Below are 20,550 nucleotides of genomic sequence, written 5' to 3'. Positions count from 1 at the left end.
GCAACAAGAATTACCACACTGAGTATTTTCTTCAACATTAAAATCACTCCCCAATTCAGAAATCTTTTTTATTGTAGATAGTATATGTGGTTAACCAAGATACTGTATAAATGATTAGAACTGCCATCATAAGAACTATGGGTACTAGCCAACTGAGAACACCATCACTATTTGATAAGGTAATTCCATAAGTACTCATTAACTCAGAAGAATTACTGAGTAATACAGTACTTACAATAAAAACTAATAAAATTATAGATGTGATATTACCCTGCTTAAAGATTTGAAATAATGGAAACGTAAATGCAGCTAACAAAAGAAATAAGGATGATCCTATTAAAATATCCGACATAGCAAATGGTTTGTTGAATAAAAGCAGGGAACCACTCACTAGAATGATGGAAACAATGGTATAAAGTATTGCACCGAGATATCTTGAAGTAATTATTTCCAGCCTTGTATAAGGAAGAGAATTCAGTAATTTATCCGACTCTACTTTTTCATCATAAGCAAAAGCGTTAAATGGTATATATAAAGCTGCTAATGTAAATATCAAAAACGGTGAAGACCACATGAGTACAAAGAATAGTATAAATGGTATGTATAACCATAAAAGTTTCTTCTGTAATATCAAATCTCTTCTTATTAAATTAATCATCATTGTCATCTCCATTGAAAAAGTACATGATTTCTTCTAAAGATATTTTATCTATAATCACGGTATCTCCAAAAATCCGTCGAATTTTTTCAACATCATCAGTCATCGCTTCAAAAGTATCACTTGACTGGTTGATATGGACGAACGCTTTAGAAGTATCTCTATCCAACAGCTCTAGTTCACCTTTTACCAAGGAAAATTTTTCTTGTAAATCATTTATAGAGTGATTGAATATGACTCGTCCGTCTTTTATAAAAGCCACATAATCTGCAATTTTCTCTAAATCTGATGTGATATGAGTAGAGAAGAAAATCGTCCGATTTTCTTCAATCAGAATATCCTGCAGGATATTCAGCAGCTCCCGTCTGAAGACAGGATCTAAACCTGCAGTAGGTTCATCCATAATTAACAGCTCTGCATCATGTGAAAGTGCAATAGCGAGGGAGGCTTTCATCTGCATTCCTTTAGAAAATGTTTTTATCGGTTTATTCTTAGGCAGATTGAACTTTTTAAGATAATTGAAATAAGTGCCCTTATTCCAATTACGATAGGCCGGACCGACTATCCTCTGGATATCTGAAAGATTCAATCCTTCATAGTAGATATTGCTGTCATAAACAAAGCCGATTCGACCCTTAATTTCTTTCTCATGTTCTTCATAATTCAGTCCGAAAATTTCTAAATCCCCTGAATCGGGTCTCATCAAATCCATCATGATTCGTATCGTAGATGACTTCCCTGAACCATTAGAGCCTATGAGCCCAGTAATATAGCCTTTATTAATGTCCAGGCTCAAGTTTTCTAAAGAAAAATCTTTAAATTTTTTGTTTACATTTTTTAATTTAATTATTGTTTCCAATATAATCACTCCTTGTAGAATATGTTCAGCATTTCCTGTAATTCCTCCAAACTGATTCCAATCTCTTTACTGTTTGCTATGACGTCATGCATTTGTTCTTCTACAGCCTTCATTTTCCTCTCTTTAATTATTGAGAGATTTTGTTCAGCTACAAACGATCCCTTGCCAACAATCGAATAAGTATAGCCTTCTTTTTCCAGCTCCTCATATGCACGTTTTGCAGTAATTACGCTAACACCCAATTCTTTTGCTAATTTCCTCATCGAAGGCAATGATTGGCCCTCAGTCAAATCACCTGTCAGTATCAAAGATTTTACTTGTACATATATTTGAGTATAGAAGGGTTCTTTGGAAGTGTTCGATAAAAATATTTTCAAATTTTAACCCTCCCTTTTAATTATATTGTTACTATACAATGTATACAATTATCATAGTATACTTTTTCCTTCTTTTCTACCCTATAAATCAAATTTCCAGAAAAAAATTTAGAATTTTATAAAACCCCATTACTGGCGAATATATTGGCCAATAACGGGGTTTTATAAGAAAAAGGTGAACCGTCTGAAGTCTTTATTTCAAATAGGTTGCTATATATTAATAACTTAGGAGGCATCGATTTTGCATATTATCTTAAGTTCAATGATTTTCTTGGGATATGGTTTCTTCTGGCGGCAACCGATGAGATAAAAGCTTGGTCGACCGTGTTGAAATCCATATCTTTAGGCAGGCCATCCCTTCTGAGCAAGCCATTGGAATGTTCGTTTAATCCCCGCTGTGATGGTGTGCCCGGATCGGCAAAGTAGATGGATAGATCATTTCGATTGCTCATCGACTGCCAGTTGGAGAACTCCTTGCCACAATCGAAGGTGATGGATTTGAATAGGTTTTTAGGCATCTTTTGACACCATGTATTAATGGCAGACTCAATATCCAGTGCGGTTCTGCCTTTGGGTTTTAATGTGATGATGGCTTTTGACAGACGCTCAACCAGCGTGATGACCGCACTCTTGTGACGGACACCGACAATGGTGTCGCCTTCGAGGTGGCCGAACTCTTCATTGAAAGTGGGATAGTCATCCACTCTTTCAGAGATATTACGCCTGAAGGCTTGTCTGCCCCGGCGTTCCTGACGGCCATTCGGTTTTCGCTTGCCCTGCATTGGCAGCTTGGCCGCATCAAAGGTTTCCCGTTTGAACATGCGATACAGCGTGCGACCCGAGCAGTCAATTGGCATCTCCTGCCGGCCGACGATCACATCCGGTGTCCAGCCCTGAGCGACCTTTTCTTCGATGTACTTCCGTTGACTGGTCGGCAAGACACTTTGTTTTCTACCACATCGCTTCTTATTTTCTTTATAGCGCTGATAGTAGTCGATGGCGGTGTGCCCGGCCTTGAAATGCGTGATGACATTGTGGATAGTCTGCCGGGCACGTCCGAGCCGTTTCGCAATCTGAGCCACGGTAGTTCCGTGTCGGAAATAGGCTTCTATGAATACTAATTCATCCGTGGTAATATGGGTGTAGGTCATGCATGATCACTCCTATGATTTCTTTTGTCGGAAAACCATTTTGAGTGTATCATGTGTGACCGTTTTATGTGTCTACTCTAATCAAACATAAATTTAAGAGAGAAAAATACATCTACAAATTGTTTGAGCGGAAGACTATTTTTCTAGTTATAAATGAAAATCGTCCGTAAAAGTATAAGAAACGAACGACAAACAACTGAAAGAGAGGAACGTGACGAATGACTTTAGTCGCTAAAGGGTAAATAGCACTTTAATTATGCTTTGGATGGACACTTTAAAATATGAGGCGGATACCAGTATGATTACAATTCTAGTCCTCTTTATCTTGTGTTTTTGTAAATAAAAAGAGATTGCTTTAATGGCAATCTCTTAGCTTGAGGTAATGGTTTATACAATAATCACATCTGTTTGCGACACAACTCTAATTAATCAATACCAAAAATGTCACCATAAATACTGCATAACTGCCCATTAAACCAAGTGCTGCTTTACTTAATTTTGGTTTGAGGGTTAAACCGTCTCTGCCAAATTTAAATATACTTACTACCAATGCAACAGCAGCCAAAAACAATGATGCCATAGCAATTAATACTGCAATCGTAGCAGCTATTTCCACTTCAATGACCTCCCCTAATGGTTTTAATTTCAAAACAATAAAAAGATTAATGACGGCAACTACCACCAATACTTGACTTATACGATAACCGTAAGCATTTCTTTCCTTTAACTCCATATGCCAAGCATCAATAATGCCTATAAGCAAATCAATTATTGTTTTGAACGATGTATCTGTTTGTTTTAATATATCGGTTAGCTCATTTCCATAACGTTCTTTCCAAGTTTTAGGGTACAAATATACAAGCCATCTCATACCAATCCAAGCCTTTTCATACCTATATTTGTTACCTTTTGAATTTCTTTAATTTGTTCTGTTAGATATATTTCCCCTTCTGTTGTCATCTTGTAAGGTTTTTTACGATCTTGTGATTCAATCGGACTTATATACCCTGCCTTTTCTAAACGCGAAATGGCTCCATATAATGTGCCAGGTCCTAATTTAACATCATAACTACTTTGAATGTCCTCCATGATTGCATAGCCATGACGATTTTGTTCTGCAAGACTGATCAAAATCAACAACGTGGGTTCTGAGAATTTATTTGTTGTCATATACTCACTCCTTTTCAAAGTATTACGTTTAACGTTATACCGTATAAAGTAATAATAAAATATATTGAAATGAAAGTCAATAAAACAAGCCATATTGCTTCGTTAAAAAACGACCGTTTATTGGAAGATTTGTCACATCTATGGAATCGGTGTCACTTTAGGAGTTATTTTGCACTTAGTTTAAATGTTATCTTGCATCATATTCTAATGAATATATATCTTCCAGCTAACATAGAAGCTCATATCTTTTATACTTGATTTTCTTTGTAGCCAGTATTATGATTGATATATCAAAAAAAAATTGATTTATTAAAGAAGGTGACTAGAATGAAATTAATGAATGCTATAAATGAATTGAGTGACGATCAAGCACTCGAATTCTATGAAAATATGTTTAATGCTTTGGCAGATAAAACACGCTTGAAGATCGTAAAAGAAATCAACAAAAGTCCGGAGAAAAATCTGTGTGTCTGTGATTTGGAAACAGTGTTGGACTTGAAACAATCTAAAATTTCTTATCATCTCAAGAAACTTGTGGATGCCAATATTCTTTTAACAGAAAAACATGGAACATGGAACTATTATAGAATTAATGAGGCACAGATACAGGTTGTGCTATCAGAAGATACTTGTTGCAGAATTTTATAATGAGTATCTTTATTTTCAACGTTTAAATCAACTATTTTTGATTAATATATCAAATAATGTTGATTTAATGAAAGTGAGGCGTTATATTGATGTTAGATTCAATACTGGAATTTATCAAAACATTTTTAATATTATTTTTTGAATTGCTTGTGCTGTTTATCATCATCAGTTTTGTTGTCAGCCTGATCCAACAAGTTGTGTCGGAAGAGAAAATAAGACGGGTACTGAATGGACCGAATAAAGGAATCAATTATGTTTTAGGGACGCTCTTTGGTGCCATTACGCCTTTTTGTTCCTGCTCAACCATTCCAATCCTGGCGGGTCTCTTGAACGCAAAAGCCCCTTTTGGCCCCTCAATGAGTTTTCTCATTGCTTCACCGTTAATGAATCCAGTGATGATTTTTACGTTGTGGATTTTATTGGGATGGCAGGTGGCTGGGGTGTACTTTTTGATTGTTAGTCTTTTTAGTATGCTTGTGGGTGTTATATTTTCCCGGCTTAATTTAGAAGAAGCCTATAAAGGTGTGACAATTAAAGGAGAAGGGTTTTTCGCTGATAAGCAAGGATCAAAAGTAAAGCAAGCGTTGAATGATGCCTGGTCTTTCTTATATCCATTACTTCCTTACTTATTTATCGGTGTGTTTATTGGCGCATTCATATACGGCTTCGTGCCTGAAGCATTCGTGACACGATATGCAAGTGGAGATGGCATTATTTCTATAGTCATTGCATCAGTAATCGGCATTCCCATGTACATTCGGCCTGAAACAATGCTTCCTATTGCGGATGCGCTTGTGACCAAGGGGATGGCAATGGGAACCGTCATTGCCTTAATCATCGGAGGCGCAGGAGCCAGCATTCCCGAACTCGCATTATTGTCTAAACTATTAAAAAAGAAATTTTTAGTCGCTTTCATTTCAGCGATCTTAACAGTCGCCATTGGAGCTGGTCTGATTTTCAATCTAATCATTTAGTAAGTATATTCAACCATCAAAGGAGGTGAGCTCATGGGTGTGAAAGATTTTGTTAATAAATTAAAACCGAAAGAACAAAGCTGTTGCTCAGTAGAGATTGAAGAGAAAAAAACAGAGAAAGATTCAAATGAACCCAAGAAACAAAAGTAATTCATAGTAATAAAAGCGTATAGCCCGACGGGGGCTATACGCTTTTATGGAAAATCACTCACTTATTTAAAACATTATTAGAGTGAGATAGAGACCGAGTAATGTAATGAATAAAACAGGGGGAGTGATAATAATGCCGATTTTAAAATAGGTGCCCCATGAAATTTTCATATCTTTTCTGGCTAATACATGGAGCCATAACAGTGTGGCTAAAGATCCAATGGGTGTAATCTTCGGTCCTAAGTCTGACCCAATGCCATTGGCATAGATCATACCTTCTTGGATCAGTGTTGTAATGTTCGCATGATCGATGGCAATTGCATTAATCATTACAGTCGGCATATTGTTCATGATGGAAGATAAAATTGCGGCAATAAAGCCCATCCCCATTACTGAAGCAAACAGCCCATACTCCCCAATATCCATTAATACACTTGCTAGAGCATCGGTTAAACCGACGTTTCTCAATCCAAAGACGACAACATACATACCGATTGAGAACAATACGATGTTCCATGGTGCCCCGTTGATGACTGCTTTTGTATTTACAGCGTGAGATTGTTTGGCCAGTATCAAGAAGATAATCGCAATACCCCCGGCAATGAATGAGACAGGGACATTGATAAATTCACTGACCAAATAACCAACAAGTAATATTAAAAGGACCACCCAGGAATAATTGAACATTTTTTTGTCTTTTATCGCAGACTCGGGCGTTTTTAACTGCGTTTGGTCGATTGTTTTGGGAATGGATTTTCTGAATAGTAGCCAAAGGACGACAATACTCGCAATTAATGAAAAAATATTCGGGATAAACATCCGGCTTAAATACTCTAGAAATCCGATATCGAAGTAATCTGCGGACACAATATTTACTAAGTTGCTGACGACCAACGGCAGAGATGTGGTATCTGCAATAAATCCAGTGGCGATCACAAATGGAAAAATAACTTTTTCTTCTAATTTTAAGTTTCTGCCCATGGCAAGCACAATGGGTGTTAGTATCAAAGCCGCCCCATCGTTAGCGAAAAATGCTGCGATGATTGCACCTAATAGTGCGATATATATGAACATTTTCAAGCCATTTCCGTTTGATGCTTTAACCATATGTATTGCAGCCCATTCGAAAAAGCCAATTTCATCAAGGATCAATGAAATAAGAATGACTGCAACAAACGTTAACGTCGCATTCCAGACAATACCCGTGACTTCGATTACATCACCGAACGAAACGACCCCAGTGATGATTGCAAGCAATGCCCCCGCCAAGGCAGTAATGCCGATATCTAGGTTTCTGGGCTGCCATATAACAAAGATCAGTGTGACTAAAAACATACTAAGATTAGTACCACAGGACCTGGCCGGGTCCTGTGGTACTAATCTTAGTATGTTTCTTACGATTAGTCAGTTCGACCAGTCGATGGGGGTAAGCCCATGACGGATTAATGCGGCGTTTGTTCGTGAAAAGCATTTCGACCCGATGAACGGCGCGCCCGATTTGTATGCACCGAGTGGGCTCGGGTGACTGCTTTTGATCACGATATGCTTGGACGTGTCGATCCGTTTTTCGTAGGCATGTGCATGACCGCCCCACAGAATATAGACGATGGGGTGGGGTTTATGGTTCAGCGCTTCGATTACAGGGTCGATGATGTGCTGCCAGCCGATTGACTTGTGGCTGTTTGCCGCACCGGACCTTACCGTCAGGATCGTATTGAGCAATAAGACGCCCTGGTCGGCCCAGTGCGATAGATTGCCGGACGAACTGACGGGAATCCCGACATCGTTGAGTCGCTCTTTGAAGATGTTTGAGAGGGAACGGGCAATTTTGACGTTTTGGGGTACTGAGAACGCCATCCCCGTGGCGTGTCCCGGTGTCGGATAAGGGTCCTGGCCGAGAATGACCACTTTGACGTCTCGATACGGCGTTCTTTGGAACGCGTGAAAAATCAGACTGCGCTGGGGGAACACGGTGTGGTTCTGGTATTCCGTGTCCACGGCGCATTTTAGTGCCGACAGCGCGTTTGGATTGGATATATGGGGCGTAATTGCACGTACCCAGTCCTGTGGCATGCGTTGGAGCATACTAGCTGACCCGCCTTTCGATGGAGACATGGTGCGTAACTGAATATGAGGCGATGGACGCATATCGGATATACTCTTTGATGATCTCCCCGGTATCGGGGTCTTTATGAAACAGTATTAATTCGTCGGCTGCGGCACGAACGCCCGCCAGGTCGTAGATGTGGTCAGCTTTTCCGCTGACGTAATGGATGACGATGTCGGTCATGGTATCTCTTCCTTTCTGATTTAGAACAACTTTTTCGATATATTCGTTTCTGCTAGGCGGTCAGCCTCTACGCATCGGATGATAGGTCAACCGGTCGCCCTTTGTGTCACGCTTGATGCGGAATGCAATTTCTCCTTGCAGGAGCCGGGTCTCCGGGGTGGTTTCGACCCGGTGGCACACATAGCGGTAATGCTTCTTCTACTTGCGCTTGGCAGTCTCTATGGCTTCCTCCGGTGTCTTAGCACCGACGGCGAGGACTTCTGTCGTGTAGCGCGTATCGCCACCGTGGCGGCAGGATACGATGATGACCTGTATGATTACTGAGGAGTCATCCCAGGACAATATGGTGCTTGCTGGTGGCAACATTGTGTTGAGTCCAAAAGTTGCCCGCATATTGCGCGAGCAACTCGACGGCGAAGCCGGTCAGTAATCCGTCCTGGAGTTATCTGGTACTTCGAGCAAATGGACTGTTGGCAAAAAAAAGACCGACAGACCCTGGTTAAAAGTATATTATAAAGACTTTTAAAAAACTTTTATTCGTGCTATACTTAAATGGATTAGAGGAGGGATAGCATGAAAACCTTAGATGTACCATTCAAAAGCATCTCCGATGTAAAGAAATCCCCGATGACCATCTTCAAAGAGGCCGAAGAACGAAATAATGGCGTCTATATCTTCAATCGCGACAAAGTCGCAGGGGTTGTCCTGACGCAAGAACAGTATGAAAACATGAATAACGAAATCGAAGCACTGTATGACCGCATCGATGAACTCATCGTCAAAGAACGCCTCAAAGATACCAACGTCAAAACCTATAGTGTTGAAGAAGCCACAGGCATCAATCTCGATGACATTGAACTTGATGAAAACGACGGCTGGGAGTAATCAATGTATATTGTAGAACTCACAGAATACGCCAAGTCGGACTATGAAAAACTCGACGGCAGTCAGAAACAGTTGATTCTGAAAGGCTTAAAGCGCATCAAGGAACGCGGTATGCAAGCAGGAGAGGCACTCCGGGACGAACTCAAGGGATGCAACAAGATCAAGCTCAAAAAGCAGGGGCTCCGTATCGTCTTTCGTGAAGTGGAAGGTCGCATGGAAGTCATACAAGTCATTGCCATCGGTAAACGCGATAAATCACAAGTATATAAAGATGCAATGAAACGCATCATAGATGAATAGACGGGCATACGCTCGTCTTTTTTTTTCAGGATAAACCAAGCACTCTTTTCTGGGGAAAAAAGACCGACACCCCGTTAAGGACGTCGGTCCAATTATCATGCTATAAATCCAGCATTTTCTTCATTTCATCGTAGTCATAAGTCGTCACGCCATCATTTTGAACATCGGACTCATAAGATTTAAGAACTGCGATGTCAAATTCATTTTCTATACGTTCTTCGAGCGCATGCTTCATCATCGTAGACAGAAGCACGCCGTGGCGCTCAGCATAGGCTTCAAACACTTCCTGTTCCTTAGCATTCAAACGCACTGTAACCGTACCCACCTGCATCCACCCCTTCTGTTGGACCATATATATTGTCCGATATTATATTTTCAATAAAAGAATCTCAGTAAACATCTCTAATTAAGATTATTTCCTACCTTTTTGACTGGTTCGTTCTAGTATTACCCACTTTGTTATTGATTACATTTGCACAAGCTACCGTGAGAGGTTCTCCAATAGCTTCTCTATAATTAAAACCTAACAACTGCGCAGTCTTTAATGTATCTTTATTAAATAAATCAATAACCATTCTCACATCTTCATCTTTCCCTACAGGAACAACACCATAATTTTTTAGAATCTCTGCAAGTCTCTCAAGTCTCTCAAGTGAAGATTGAAGGTACTCTATATCATCGTCACTAATATTAACTTTCTCATATCTGGATTTATATTCACCCGCAATAAGTTCCAATTCAGCTTTATCATTCATCAATTTGATAATTATCTCTTGATAAATCTCCTGTTGCTCATCACTCTTTTTTTTAAAGTTTCGCTTGTTCCATCCTAGAAAGGATCCACTCATAAGATATTTTCGCTAACTCAGCAGCGAATTAAGTAACTAATTCAGAAGTCTCTAAATCTATTTTATTCCCTCCGATTAAACCTTATATTTCATTTTAGTATTAAAATAAGATATTCTTAATTATATAATTCACTAAGGAAAAATACATAAAACCCTAATAAAAATCCGCTTTTAAATTTTACTTAAACGATGAGAACATGACAAAAAAAGAACTAGAAAATATCTTTAAAGAACTCAACCAAGGAACACAAAAAAACTCTTCCCATTCCCCATCTAGTAAACAGAAATTTAATTATATTTATCAAAAAGAAAATAAACTAGAAAACACCCATATACGGCCTACATTTATCATTGAAAAAGACCTAATAAATCGTCTAGATAAATTAGCTGAAGAAAAATACGGATATAAAAGTCAATTCATTAATCGAGCAATTAAAGATCTCCTAGATAAAGTTGAAAATGATAATATAATAGAGGAAAATTATAAAAATACAACATTTCCATTAAGGAATGATTTAAAAATACAAATAGATCAACTCACAGATAATAACAAAGAAAATCAAAATTACTTTATAAATGAAGCTTTAAATACCATACTAAATAAAATCAACCACACCCATAAGTAAACCTCACACATACAATATATGATATATCATATATTGTATGTCACATCATAAGTTTACCCTCACCATAAAAACACTCCCCAAATCACTATAATAAACGATCAATAGATACTATATACCTCTATGCTGTTTTAATCACCACATCCATCAGGAGAATAAAGAACCATATACACATATAATGTCAGGCAGTTTGTTACATTAACTTCAAATCAGTAATCTGATCTGCTTGATTCTACTTTTGGATGTCTTTTCTGTATTCATTTCTAAGATGTTTGCAATAACTCTTTGGTATTTACTAGGAGTTAATCTGAAGAGTTCATTTATGTCTTTAATAAATAATTGTGTTCTTGCTTTCAACTTCTGAGCATGTTGAACTAACGTCTGCAAAGTATAAATTTTGGTGACGGTGTAACGTCCTCTGCCTACGATTTTTATTTTTATTTTGTTAGATTTCTTCAATACATTTTTGAGTGCTGTAACTGAGATGTCAAATTCAGTTGCAAGACTTCTCAATGATATCCTCACTACCCCATTTGAGGCGTGCGTATTTATATATTCGATGATCTCTTCTTCTCGTTCGTACGCATGCGAATACTTACGATCTTGGCGAGATTTTTTATGCTTATACCAGCGATTAAAGGCTTTTGACTTATATTGTTCATTTACCCAGGATTTCATTATTCTCTCTATATACTCTTTACTAGCGCCTCTATATTTCCCAGAGTATGCACTTTTAACGGTCTTTTCGATCTCTTTATTCTTTAACGGTCTCTCTAGCATTGAATTGAACTGATGCATCTTATTTAGGCAGTTTTCAAATGTGACATCAGATTGATAATTAGCTAAAGACAACGTAAAGACAGTGTTGTCACGCCCACAGTCTTCTCCGCCATGGATAGCTTGCTGCTGGATCAATTTACGATACCAAGCTTCTTCAATTTGTTTGTGCTGAGTATTGAAAGTGTTATCTACCACAACTTTGAGATGTTCCCTCGCATCATCTGATTTGCGTTTCGACCAAGCTATGAGGTCCTTAAATGTATGCTCTAAATCTTTTTGATAGAATAGGACATTGTGCGCATTCGGGCATCTAAAATAGCCAAAATGATTACAGTTAAGATCTACTCCTTCTATCTCTTCGTTGAAGGCCAGTCTCAAGTTTTGAGAGATTTTTTTAGCTACATTTAAACTTTTATAGTTTTTATTTTTTGTAACATAAACTGGTTCTTCTAATATGAAATATGCATGAAATCCTTGGTCAGTTTGCACAATTAAAGTAGGCATTAATTCTAGATTTAGTCCTACATTGAGAATATCGGTATACTCAATATCATAATTATCAAAGTCGATTACGAATGTATTTATTTGCTTCAAGTTTTTCTCTTCATGACCAGAAATAGTGTTATTTTTTCTACTTAACCAATAATAAACATTAGGGGTGAAATGAGTCACAACGTTGCTATTACTCATAAGTGTCTCTACTGAGCTCACCGTGTAACCCTGATTGTAAATCATCTGATTTTTAGAATTTGCTGCAGCTACTTTACCATAAGGGTTCATTTCTTTACTCTTGATTTTTCTATCTGATATTCCTCTTTTTAAGATATGAGAATAGATTTTGTATAGATCGTGCATAGGTAGTCCTTTCCAATAAAAAAAGCGATAGACATAAGCATCCATCACTCACACACCTCTATAATCTACTCAAATGCAACAATATAAAAGTACAGTAAATAAACGTACTCATATCGTCAACTTGATTTATGTACGAACATTTGCTATTCTATAGCTATCCTAATATATATAAATGTTCGCAAAAACACTCTATGCACAGAGATATGTGAGCGAATTATAACAATTGAATTCAATGCTTCCCCAAGCGTTGATTCCGGAGAACTCGTGATGTCCCCACATCATGAGTTTTTTGTTATTAACACACTCTTTTTATTTAGTTTTATTGTAGTGATTTAATAAAATAAGCATACAAGACTAGACGTTATTTGTAAAATCAAAAAAGCATATTGCATATTATATATAATATGCAATATATAATATGCTGATATTAGTACTGGCCTTTTCTTTTTAAGACATCGACTTTTTCTTCAATATTAATACGATAATACTTATCGAAAACCTCCAAACTTTCCTCATCAAGATCTTCAATCATGTTATCAATAGCTTCAGTAATAATTTGCATATTGTTGAGATTACGCTTCGCAACTACATTTTTAAGGGCTAGTATTTTCGCGTGAGTATCTCCATCCAAACGAAGAGATGTTACAGGAAGTTTTTCTTTTTTAATATTATGATTGGCCAAAGGATTTTCATGTTTTTTACCTTCCCTTTTTGCTTTCGTTTCATCTAACAGTCCCATCTATTTCACTCCCAATTATTGAGTTTGTTTTTCTTCCATTCGTTCTAATCTTTCCAGGAATTCTTTAGTCAATCCCGCATATGCATTCACTGCCATCCTATCCCAATGACTTTCCTCTGAGATTCCAAACTCATCCCAGTATTTTACCCTTTCCATCGCTTTCACTATATGCTTAAATACATAGTCTTTATAATCTTCCATCGCATCTTGTAGTGTAATTGTGTCTGTCTTTGTCTTATTCGAAAACATCACAGGTATAATACCTAGGACATCAAACTCATTCCCGTAAGTTTCTTGGAAGTCTACCAAATGCACAAGAAATTTTTCTACTGAGCGATAAGATCGTCTGTGAGTCTGCATTACTATTAAGCTATAGTCACAAGCATATATTGCATTGTTACTAAAGTCAGATATAGTCGGCGGGGTATCGATTAAAATAATATCGTACTCCTCCCTGACTCCTTCTAGGAAGTTGCTCAGTTCTTTAACTTTGTCAAAGGTATCCTTATAGCGGTATTTTTTTATTAGGTGATCTGGAAAACCGATTAAATTAAAGTCACTGGGTATTAAATCTAGATTCTCAGATAAATGAAGCGTTGTCCCTACTCTATCTCCATCTTGGATACCCTCGTATATTGTTTTATAGCCTTCATCGTTAAGCGCATCTGGTTTCTCTGCATTATCATACGTTCGAATTAAAAGCTCCGTCGCATCAGCTTGCGGATCGAAGTCTACCAGTAGCGTCTTCATTCTTTTTTTCTCAGACAAAACATATGCGAGAGCACATGCTGTTGATGTCTTTGAGACGCCGCCTTTGAAGTTATTGATGCTTATAATCTTCCCCAACTGCTTCACTCCTTTGTATCATATTATATACAACATATCATATATAATATACTGCATACAATATATTATATAGTTTAGGTATTCACTACTCAGTTTCAGAGTTGCTGAAATTATTAAAAGTACAAAGACTAAATAAAGTTAATATGACTTAGAGTTAAGCTAATACTCTGTATCAATTAATATATAATATGCAATATATTGTATATTGCATATTTCTTTGAGGAATAATCTTTACTTACTTGATAAAGTGCTATGTTAAGCTAAAAGTAGTAGGGTTTGTATATCCCCTCATTTTGTTCTCTGACATAATTTCAAATTACATAATAGGAATTTATACGCTTCGCAGAAAGTACACCACAATAATCTTATAGAAAAAGGAATAGATAGACATGATGAATTTTCAGGATAAAGTAAACTTTTTATGGACCATCGCAGAAATATTAAGAGGGCCGTATAAACCAGAAGACTATGGGAAAGTGATCTTACCGATGGCGGTATTGCGTCGGTTCGATAATGTTCTGGAAGATACGAAAGAGGATGTACTCGAAAGCTATCAACAATTCAAGCATTTGCCTGAAGAAGCCCGGGACGAAATACTGAATAGAAAATCAAAGCAGCGTTTCAATAATACAAGCAACTATGACTTCCAGAAGCTATTGAATGATTCAGATAACATCGCAGAAAACTTCCGGGATTACATCAATGGCTTTTCAAAAACGGCAAGAGAAATCATAGAGTACTTTGACTTTGATAAGCAGATTGAAAAGATGGATCGTAATGATCTCTTGTATTTGACCGTGAAACGATTTGCAGAGGTTGATCTGCATCCCAATACCGTCTCTAACCTTGAAATGGGGTATATTTTTGAAGAACTGATTCGGCGTTATTCTGAACATGCAGAAGCTGGCGATCACTATACACCGAGGGAAGTCGTACGGCTGATGGTAGGGCTCATGTTCAATGAGGATGATGAGATTCTTACTAAACCTGGAATCACCCAGACCCTTTATGACGGATGTGCCGGTACAGGTGGCATGGGATCCATCGCCCAAGAATACTTACATGAAATGAACGAAACTGCAGAATTGGAGTTTTTCGCTCAGGAGTTCAACGAGGAATCATTCGCCATGTGTAAGGCGGACACCTTAATCAAAGGAGAGAACGCTCAGAACATTCGCTTTGGAAATACATTAACGAGAGATGCGTTTCCGACTCAAAAATTCGATTACCTGATTTCGAATCCACCATATGGGGTCGAGTGGAAACCCGCTGAGAAAGTGGTCAGGGAAGAACATGAAGATTTAGGAATGGATGGCCGTTTCGGTGCCGGGTTGCCTCGTATTGGTGATGGTCAGCTGCTGTTCCTGCAACACCTGGTATCGAAAATGAAACCTGTCAGCGAAGACAACCCACAAGGTTCCCGTATGGCAATCATCATGAATGGTTCCCCATTATTCACAGGAGATGCGGGCAGTGGGGAAAGTGAGATACGCCGCTATGTGATTGAAAATGACCTGGTAGAGGGCATTGTAGCGATGCCTAAAGATCTTTTCTATAACACTGGTATTTCCACTTATATCTGGATTCTTACCAATAATAAATCTAAATGGCGTAAAGGTAAGATTCAACTCGTTAACGCTGTTGATTACTATGAGAAGATGCGCAAAAGCTTGGGGGAAAAGCGGAATCAGATCTCTCAGAAGCAAATCGAGGAGATCATTCGCATATATGGTGAATTTAAAGAGCAGGATAATGTGAAGATTTTTGATAACGAAAATTTTGGTTATCAAAAGATTGTTGTAGAGCGTCCGCTGAAGCTTAACTTCAAAATAGATGATGAACGCATTGCGCGTCTATACGAACAAAAAGCGTTTCAGAACCTGGCTAAATCAAAGAAAAAAGGGGAAGGCGGCCTTAAAAAGCAAGAAGCCGGTGGAGAAGTCCAAAACGCTATTATTGAAGTGTTGCAGCAACTGAAAGAAGACACCCTTTATAAGAACCGGGAAGTATTCACTGAAAAATTGAAAGCTGCATTTGCAGACGCTGGCATCGATATGAAGGCTCCGTTGCTAAAGGCACTGCTCGCAGCCCTGGCTGAGAAGGATGAGACGGCTGATATCTGTGTGAAAAATAAGAAGGGTGATGTGGAAGCAGACCCTGATTCACGTGACACAGAAAATGTGCCACTAAAAGAGGACATTCATGACTATTTCGAACGTGAAGTACTGCCTCATGTACCAGATGCTTGGATCGATGAAGAAAAAACGAAAATCGGATACGAAATACCATTCACTAGACACTTCTATCAGTATCAGGAACTTCGACCTTCCAATGAAATCAAAACGGAAATACAAGAACTTGAAGAGAGTATTTTAGAGAAGCTGAAGCAGGTGATGATGTGAGAATAGAGAATAGATCTGGCCACCCTAATTGGAGACGTTTAAAAATAGCTTGGCTGTTCGATGATATATCAAGTGGAACTACCCCTAGTTCTACGAATGAAGAATACTATAAAGATGGTGAAATCCCTTGGGTAAATACAGGAGATTTAACTGATGGAAAATTATCTAGTGTAAATAAAAAAATAACCAGAAAAGCAATTGCTGATTATCCTGCTCTTAAAGTACATCCGAAAAATTCTTTAATTGTTGCTCTTTATGGAGCAACAATTGGAAAACTGGCTATTACTCAATTTGATGTAACAACAAATCAAGCTTGTTGTGTGCTTAATCAACCTAGAAATATAAATATTGATTTTGTATTTTACTGGTTTCTTGCCAATCGAGAAGGGATTATCCAGCGATCTGTAGGAGGGGGACAAAAAAATATAAGCCAAGGAATCATTCGATCCCTCCGAATCGATGTACCAAGTTTAACAGTACAAAATAGAATAATAAATTTCCTCGACCAAAAAACCTCAGAAATCGACACTTTAATATCAGACAAAGAAAAACTCATCGCACTCCTCGAAGAGAAACGGCAAGCCATTATTACAGAAACCGTTACAAAAGGGCTTAATCCGGACGTTAAAATGAAAGACTCCGGTGTGGAGTGGATTGGCGAGATTCCGGAGCATTGGGAGATAAGCTCCCTAAATCTTCATTTAAAAGAATCAAAAACAAAAAATATAGGAAATAAAGAAAAAAATGTACTTTCCTTAAGTTATGGACGAATAAAGAGGAGAAATATTAAAAATAATTTTGGTCTTTTGCCAGAATCATTTGAGACATATCGAGTAGTTAAAAATGGAGATATAGTATTAAGACTAACCGATTTACAAAATGATAAAAGAAGCCTTCGAGTAGGCTTAGTAAAAGAAAAAGGAATTATTACTTCTGCTTATTTAACATTAGTCCCAAACCAAAATATTCTAAGTGAATATGCTAGTTTATTACTTCATGCATATGACTTAAAAAAAGTTTTTTATGGATTTGGTAGTGGTGTAAGACAGTCTATAGGATTTCAGGAATTAAAGAAGTTGCCTATTCTACTTCCCAGTAAGGAAGAGCAATATGATATATGTATTTACCTAAAAAACTTCACGGAGAATATAGATGAAACTTTGATTCAACTAAAAGAACAAATCACTAAACTCAAAGAATACCGCCAATCTCTTATTTACGAAGCCGTCACAGGCAAAATAGATATTCAGGAGATGCTGAAAGAAACAGAGCAGGAGGAGGTATCGTCGTCGTGAGTATCGACAAAAGTGAGACAGGCTTTGAAGAGAATATAGAACAGGCGTTGATGGCATCCGGCTTTCAACAGCGTACCCTGAAGGGGCCTGCACTTGCCAAGTTCCGAAAGTGGGCGATCGATCAGGAAGTCTTTTTCACATTTTTGGAAGCGACACAGCCAAAGGCTTTGGAACGGTTACAGAAGGTCTACAAGGATGACTATCAGTCCAAGATCATGGAGCGCCTCGACAAAGAACTGAAGCGCCGGGGCATCATTGATTGCCTGCGCCATGGTATCAAAGATTATGGGGCCACACTCAAACTCGCCTATAATAAACCACCGACGGAGATGAATCAGACACTCGTCGAAAACTATGAAAATAATATTTTCACCGTGAGCCGGCAGGTGTATTATAGTGCGTCAAATCAGAATTCGATCGATATGATGATTGCTTTGAATGGGCTGCCACTGATTGTGATGGAACTGAAAAACCAGCTGACCAACCAAACTGTAGAGCATTCAATGCGGCAATTCAAGAAAGACCGGGACCCTAAAGAACTATTATTCCAGTTCAAGAAGCGTGCCGTTGTTTTCTTTGCCGTGGATACCGATGAAGTATATATGGCAACCCAACTCAACAAGAATAATACATTCTTCCTCCCTTTCAATAAAGGGAACAATGGTGGGAAAGGGAACCCACCTGTGGAAGGGGACTATCGAACCTCATATCTCTGGCAGGAAGTACTACAGCCGGACAGCCTCCTCGACATCCTTTTCCGATTTCTATATGTTGAAAAAAAGAGCATAAGAGACAGCAATGGGGACATTATCGATGAAAAAGAAGTGGTCATTTTCCCGAGGTACCACCAATTGGATGCCGTGCGTAAAATCGAGACTGACGTAAAATTGCACCAGGCCGGGCGAAACTATTTGATTCAACACTCTGCAGGCAGTGGGAAAACCAACAGTATTTCATGGTTGGACCAGTCTAATATTTCCTTCTTTGCGTTCACAGCGACACCAAAACCAAAGACCGTAGAGCGATTCGGTACTCAAAATCCAGATGGCACGTTTGAGCCGTTTCACCTCTATTCCATGCGCCAGGCCATTGAAGAGGGCTTCATTCATGATGTGCTGCGGAATTATGTTACGTATGAAACATTCTATAAAATCGAAAAGAGCATCACAGATGACCCGGAAGTAGCGAAAAGCAAAGCGAGCAAGCAGATTGCGCGTTTCGTTTCTCTTCATCCTCACAATATTGCACAAAAAGCAGAAATCATGGTTGAGCATTTTAGAAATGTCACCCGTCACAAAATTAATGGTCGTGCGAAGTCAATGGTCGTCACAAGCAGTCGCCTCCACGCTGTCCGATATAAACTTGCCTTTGATAAGTACTTGAAGGCAAAAGGATATACAGATCTTCAGACACTTGTGGCATTCTCAGGCACCGTAGAAGACTCTGGAGTATCTTATACTGAAGCAGACATAAATAAAATCAGTGAAAATGAACTGCCGGATAAGTTTCATTCGGATGACTACCAGGTGCTGATTGTCGCTGAAAAGTATCAGACCGGTTTTGATGAGCCATTACTCCATACGATGTATGTCGACAAGCCATTGGATGGGATTAAAGCTGTCCAAACCCTCTCTCGTCTCAACCGAACATGTCGCGGAAAAGACGATACATTCGTGCTGGACTTTGTGAATGACCCGGAAACCATTCAAGCTGCTTTCCAAACCTATTACGAAGTGACAGGACTCGGGGAAAAGACAGATCCGAATATCCTCTATGATTTGCAGGGCGAACTGGATGCGATGCAGGTTTATACAAATGAAGAAGTAGATACTGTAGCAAATCTGGAGTATAGTGAGCAATCTGCAAAAAGTGCTCGTTTTCAAGGCAAATTAAATGCAACACTGGACCCCGGAGTGGAAAGGTATAAACAGGAACTGGGTGATGAAGCACAGGAACATTTTAAGTCCGCAGCTGTAAAATTTGTGAGGACGTATGCATTTATTCTGCAGATTGGGCCGTTCTCTGATTTGGATCTGCATAAACGGTTCATCTACCTCAGTTCATTGCTGAAAAAACTGCCAAAGAAATCAGAGGACCCTGTTTATATCTCTGACGATGTAGCCCTGGAATACTACCGTAATGAAAAAGCATTTGAAGGCAGTATCTCCTTAGACACTACAGGGGGAGAACAACTCTCTCCGCCACAGCATGGAAATGGGGGAGGATTAGAAGAAGAAAAAGAACGCCTGTCTTCAATTATCGACCGTATTAATGATCGCTTTGGAACAGACTTCACAGAAGCAGACAAATTGTCCAGAGATCAAATCATCGAGGACATGAAAGCCGATGAAGAACTGGTGTTAAAAGCACAAAATAATACGAAGGAGAACTTCAAGTTCAGTTTCGAACGTAGCTTCTTGGATTTTGTAATCAGTCGGATGAAAAGTAATGAGAGCTTCTTCATGAAAATATTGGAGAATCCGGAGTTTAAAAAGTACTTGGTGGAAGATATGGTTGATGAAGTGTATAGAGACTTGAGGAGAGTAAAGTAGATATTAAAATCTCTTTAAAACATTGGGATTATCGATCTGAAATAAGAACGATAATCCCAAATCTATTTGATCCTATTTGAGTGTACTATGCGTGAACCTTTTTATGTGTCTAGCTTAATTTTACAATCAGCGCTTAAATAAACCAAGA

The 20,550-nt window shown here is 38.4% G+C and carries 25 protein-coding genes; 10 read left to right on the top strand and 15 right to left on the bottom strand.

The annotated features are described in order from the left end of the window. Positions 1-55: 55 nt before the first annotated feature. The 6 genes from ACZ43I_RS12455 to ACZ43I_RS12430 form a co-directional block, all read right to left on the bottom strand. Positions 56-658, bottom strand: coding sequence for an ABC-2 transporter permease (locus ACZ43I_RS12455; RefSeq protein WP_425568293.1), 603 nt, complete (start codon positions 656-658; stop codon positions 56-58). Next, complete coding sequence (locus ACZ43I_RS12450) at positions 651-1,517, bottom strand: ABC transporter ATP-binding protein (protein WP_344701649.1); 867 nt, start codon at positions 1,515-1,517, stop codon at positions 651-653. The genes ACZ43I_RS12455 and ACZ43I_RS12450 overlap by 8 nt, the downstream gene beginning before the upstream one ends. A 5-nt stretch (positions 1,518-1,522) precedes the next feature. Next, positions 1,523-1,894, bottom strand: a complete 372-nt coding sequence (locus ACZ43I_RS12445) for a GntR family transcriptional regulator (RefSeq protein WP_344701647.1) — start codon at positions 1,892-1,894, stop codon at positions 1,523-1,525. A 248-nt stretch (positions 1,895-2,142) separates the two neighbouring features. Beyond that, a complete protein-coding gene (locus ACZ43I_RS12440) occupies positions 2,143-3,045 on the bottom strand; it encodes an IS30 family transposase (protein ID WP_464761770.1) in 903 nt (300 codons plus the stop codon). Positions 3,046-3,466: 421 nt separating this feature from the next. Continuing rightward, positions 3,467-3,916 carry a hypothetical protein gene (locus tag ACZ43I_RS12435; RefSeq protein ID WP_344701849.1) on the bottom strand — a complete coding sequence of 150 codons (450 nt, stop codon included), beginning with the start codon at positions 3,914-3,916 and terminating at the stop codon, positions 3,467-3,469. After that, positions 3,913-4,215 carry a PadR family transcriptional regulator gene (locus ACZ43I_RS12430; RefSeq protein WP_344701851.1) on the bottom strand — a complete coding sequence of 101 codons (303 nt, stop codon included), beginning with the start codon at positions 4,213-4,215 and terminating at the stop codon, positions 3,913-3,915. The genes ACZ43I_RS12435 and ACZ43I_RS12430 overlap by 4 nt, the downstream gene beginning before the upstream one ends. Positions 4,216-4,542: 327 nt before the next feature. On the opposite strand from ACZ43I_RS12430, the gene ACZ43I_RS12425 reads away from it, so the two are divergent. The 3 genes from ACZ43I_RS12425 to ACZ43I_RS12415 all read left to right on the top strand — a co-directional run bounded on the left by ACZ43I_RS12425 (position 4,543) and on the right by ACZ43I_RS12415 (position 5,987). Beyond that, complete coding sequence (locus ACZ43I_RS12425) at positions 4,543-4,863, top strand: ArsR/SmtB family transcription factor (protein WP_020006652.1); 321 nt, start codon at positions 4,543-4,545, stop codon at positions 4,861-4,863. Positions 4,864-4,952: 89 nt separating this feature from the next. After that, positions 4,953-5,837 carry a permease gene (locus ACZ43I_RS12420; RefSeq protein ID WP_344701853.1) on the top strand — a complete coding sequence of 295 codons (885 nt, stop codon included), beginning with the start codon at positions 4,953-4,955 and terminating at the stop codon, positions 5,835-5,837. Between the two features lie 33 nt (positions 5,838-5,870). Then, complete coding sequence (locus tag ACZ43I_RS12415) at positions 5,871-5,987, top strand: hypothetical protein (protein WP_046790824.1); 117 nt, start codon at positions 5,871-5,873, stop codon at positions 5,985-5,987. 66 nt (positions 5,988-6,053) lie between these two features. Here ACZ43I_RS12415 and arsB read toward each other — a convergent pair whose 3' ends face one another. The 4 genes from arsB to ACZ43I_RS12395 all read right to left on the bottom strand — a co-directional run bounded on the left by arsB (position 6,054) and on the right by ACZ43I_RS12395 (position 8,643). Then, on the bottom strand, positions 6,054-7,322 hold the full coding sequence (gene arsB, locus ACZ43I_RS12410) for an arsenite efflux transporter membrane subunit ArsB (protein WP_344701907.1): 1,269 nt from the start codon (positions 7,320-7,322) through the stop codon (positions 6,054-6,056). Between the two features lie 69 nt (positions 7,323-7,391). Next, the gene (locus tag ACZ43I_RS12405; RefSeq protein WP_344701877.1) at positions 7,392-8,072 is read right to left on the bottom strand and encodes a uracil-DNA glycosylase; all 681 of its coding nucleotides are present in this window, start codon (positions 8,070-8,072) and stop codon (positions 7,392-7,394) included. A 1-nt stretch (position 8,073) separates the two neighbouring features. Further along, entirely contained in the window at positions 8,074-8,277 is a 204-nt protein-coding gene (locus ACZ43I_RS12400; protein ID WP_344701879.1) for a hypothetical protein, read from the bottom strand. 198 nt (positions 8,278-8,475) lie between these two features. Next, complete coding sequence (locus tag ACZ43I_RS12395) at positions 8,476-8,643, bottom strand: hypothetical protein (protein ID WP_239416362.1); 168 nt, start codon at positions 8,641-8,643, stop codon at positions 8,476-8,478. Here ACZ43I_RS12395 and ACZ43I_RS12390 point away from each other — a divergent pair. The 3 genes from ACZ43I_RS12390 (at position 8,591) to ACZ43I_RS12380 (ending at position 9,462) form a co-directional block, all read left to right on the top strand. Continuing rightward, complete coding sequence (locus ACZ43I_RS12390) at positions 8,591-8,707, top strand: hypothetical protein (protein ID WP_464761771.1); 117 nt, start codon at positions 8,591-8,593, stop codon at positions 8,705-8,707. The two genes, ACZ43I_RS12395 and ACZ43I_RS12390, sit on opposite strands and share 53 nt — an antisense overlap. 143 nt (positions 8,708-8,850) lie before the next feature. Beyond that, entirely contained in the window at positions 8,851-9,162 is a 312-nt protein-coding gene (locus ACZ43I_RS12385; protein WP_239416358.1) for a hypothetical protein, read from the top strand. A 3-nt stretch (positions 9,163-9,165) separates the two neighbouring features. Next, the gene (locus tag ACZ43I_RS12380; RefSeq protein WP_344701884.1) at positions 9,166-9,462 is read left to right on the top strand and encodes a type II toxin-antitoxin system RelE family toxin; all 297 of its coding nucleotides are present in this window, start codon (positions 9,166-9,168) and stop codon (positions 9,460-9,462) included. 100 nt (positions 9,463-9,562) lie between these two features. Here ACZ43I_RS12380 and relB read toward each other — a convergent pair whose 3' ends face one another. Together relB and ACZ43I_RS12370 are read right to left on the bottom strand one after the other, a co-directional pair. Further along, on the bottom strand, positions 9,563-9,787 hold the full coding sequence (relB, locus tag ACZ43I_RS12375; protein WP_344701885.1) for a type II toxin-antitoxin system RelB family antitoxin: 225 nt from the start codon (positions 9,785-9,787) through the stop codon (positions 9,563-9,565). A gap of 94 nt (positions 9,788-9,881) precedes the next feature. Next, positions 9,882-10,310 carry a hypothetical protein gene (locus ACZ43I_RS12370; protein ID WP_344701887.1) on the bottom strand — a complete coding sequence of 143 codons (429 nt, stop codon included), beginning with the start codon at positions 10,308-10,310 and terminating at the stop codon, positions 9,882-9,884. A 197-nt stretch (positions 10,311-10,507) separates the two neighbouring features. Between ACZ43I_RS12370 and ACZ43I_RS12365 the strand changes: the two genes are divergently transcribed. After that, the gene (locus ACZ43I_RS12365; protein WP_344701889.1) at positions 10,508-10,936 is read left to right on the top strand and encodes a ribbon-helix-helix domain-containing protein; all 429 of its coding nucleotides are present in this window, start codon (positions 10,508-10,510) and stop codon (positions 10,934-10,936) included. A gap of 201 nt (positions 10,937-11,137) precedes the next feature. Here ACZ43I_RS12365 and ACZ43I_RS12360 read toward each other — a convergent pair whose 3' ends face one another. From ACZ43I_RS12360 to ACZ43I_RS12350, 3 genes are all read right to left on the bottom strand, one after another. Continuing rightward, positions 11,138-12,613, bottom strand: a complete 1,476-nt coding sequence (locus tag ACZ43I_RS12360) for a primase C-terminal domain-containing protein (RefSeq protein ID WP_344701891.1) — start codon at positions 12,611-12,613, stop codon at positions 11,138-11,140. Positions 12,614-12,995: 382 nt separating this feature from the next. After that, on the bottom strand, positions 12,996-13,307 hold the full coding sequence (locus tag ACZ43I_RS12355) for a hypothetical protein (RefSeq protein WP_344701893.1): 312 nt from the start codon (positions 13,305-13,307) through the stop codon (positions 12,996-12,998). Positions 13,308-13,322: 15 nt separating this feature from the next. Then, positions 13,323-14,153 (bottom strand): ParA family protein, encoded by an 831-nt coding sequence (locus ACZ43I_RS12350; protein WP_344701895.1) that lies wholly within the window; start codon positions 14,151-14,153, stop codon positions 13,323-13,325. A 389-nt stretch (positions 14,154-14,542) separates the two neighbouring features. On the opposite strand from ACZ43I_RS12350, the gene ACZ43I_RS12345 reads away from it, so the two are divergent. The 3 genes from ACZ43I_RS12345 to ACZ43I_RS12335 are packed head-to-tail and all read left to right on the top strand — an operon-like array spanning position 14,543 to position 20,402. Continuing rightward, on the top strand, positions 14,543-16,555 hold the full coding sequence (locus ACZ43I_RS12345; protein WP_344701897.1) for a type I restriction-modification system subunit M: 2,013 nt from the start codon (positions 14,543-14,545) through the stop codon (positions 16,553-16,555). After that, complete coding sequence (locus ACZ43I_RS12340; protein WP_344701899.1) at positions 16,552-17,850, top strand: restriction endonuclease subunit S; 1,299 nt, start codon at positions 16,552-16,554, stop codon at positions 17,848-17,850. Before ACZ43I_RS12345 ends, ACZ43I_RS12340 begins: the two co-directional genes overlap by 4 nt. Beyond that, a complete protein-coding gene (locus ACZ43I_RS12335) occupies positions 17,847-20,402 on the top strand; it encodes a type I restriction endonuclease subunit R (RefSeq protein ID WP_464761779.1) in 2,556 nt (851 codons plus the stop codon). Before ACZ43I_RS12340 ends, ACZ43I_RS12335 begins: the two co-directional genes overlap by 4 nt. Positions 20,403-20,550 lie beyond the last annotated feature (148 nt).

The sequence above is a fragment of the Salinicoccus jeotgali genome, from assembly GCF_055379195.1.
The sequence above is the reverse complement of the archived record's forward strand: the minus strand, read 5'-3'. Positions and strand labels throughout refer to the sequence as shown.

What these genes read in the sequence shown, in the direction of transcription:
- ACZ43I_RS12455 (WP_425568293.1), bottom strand. Translation starts at nt 658, where the DNA reads ATGATTAATTTAATAAGAAGAGATTTGATATTACAGAAGAAACTTTTA.
- ACZ43I_RS12440 (WP_464761770.1), bottom strand. Translation starts at nt 3,045, where the DNA reads ATGACCTACACCCATATTACCACGGATGAATTAGTATTCATAGAAGCC.
- ACZ43I_RS12435 (WP_344701849.1), bottom strand. Translation starts at nt 3,916, where the DNA reads ATGAGATGGCTTGTATATTTGTACCCTAAAACTTGGAAAGAACGTTAT.
- ACZ43I_RS12430 (WP_344701851.1), bottom strand. Translation starts at nt 4,215, where the DNA reads ATGACAACAAATAAATTCTCAGAACCCACGTTGTTGATTTTGATCAGT.
- ACZ43I_RS12425 (WP_020006652.1), top strand. Translation starts at nt 4,543, where the DNA reads ATGAAATTAATGAATGCTATAAATGAATTGAGTGACGATCAAGCACTC.
- ACZ43I_RS12420 (WP_344701853.1), top strand. Translation starts at nt 4,953, where the DNA reads ATGTTAGATTCAATACTGGAATTTATCAAAACATTTTTAATATTATTT.
- ACZ43I_RS12415 (WP_046790824.1), top strand. Translation starts at nt 5,871, where the DNA reads ATGGGTGTGAAAGATTTTGTTAATAAATTAAAACCGAAAGAACAAAGC.
- arsB (WP_344701907.1), bottom strand. Translation starts at nt 7,322, where the DNA reads ATGTTTTTAGTCACACTGATCTTTGTTATATGGCAGCCCAGAAACCTA.
- ACZ43I_RS12405 (WP_344701877.1), bottom strand. Translation starts at nt 8,072, where the DNA reads ATGCTCCAACGCATGCCACAGGACTGGGTACGTGCAATTACGCCCCAT.
- ACZ43I_RS12400 (WP_344701879.1), bottom strand. Translation starts at nt 8,277, where the DNA reads ATGACCGACATCGTCATCCATTACGTCAGCGGAAAAGCTGACCACATC.
- ACZ43I_RS12390 (WP_464761771.1), top strand. Translation starts at nt 8,591, where the DNA reads ATGATTACTGAGGAGTCATCCCAGGACAATATGGTGCTTGCTGGTGGC.
- ACZ43I_RS12395 (WP_239416362.1), bottom strand. Translation starts at nt 8,643, where the DNA reads ATGTTGCCACCAGCAAGCACCATATTGTCCTGGGATGACTCCTCAGTA.
- ACZ43I_RS12385 (WP_239416358.1), top strand. Translation starts at nt 8,851, where the DNA reads ATGAAAACCTTAGATGTACCATTCAAAAGCATCTCCGATGTAAAGAAA.
- ACZ43I_RS12380 (WP_344701884.1), top strand. Translation starts at nt 9,166, where the DNA reads ATGTATATTGTAGAACTCACAGAATACGCCAAGTCGGACTATGAAAAA.
- ACZ43I_RS12370 (WP_344701887.1), bottom strand. Translation starts at nt 10,310, where the DNA reads ATGAGTGGATCCTTTCTAGGATGGAACAAGCGAAACTTTAAAAAAAAG.
- ACZ43I_RS12365 (WP_344701889.1), top strand. Translation starts at nt 10,508, where the DNA reads ATGACAAAAAAAGAACTAGAAAATATCTTTAAAGAACTCAACCAAGGA.
- ACZ43I_RS12360 (WP_344701891.1), bottom strand. Translation starts at nt 12,613, where the DNA reads ATGGATGCTTATGTCTATCGCTTTTTTTATTGGAAAGGACTACCTATG.
- ACZ43I_RS12355 (WP_344701893.1), bottom strand. Translation starts at nt 13,307, where the DNA reads ATGGGACTGTTAGATGAAACGAAAGCAAAAAGGGAAGGTAAAAAACAT.
- ACZ43I_RS12345 (WP_344701897.1), top strand. Translation starts at nt 14,543, where the DNA reads ATGATGAATTTTCAGGATAAAGTAAACTTTTTATGGACCATCGCAGAA.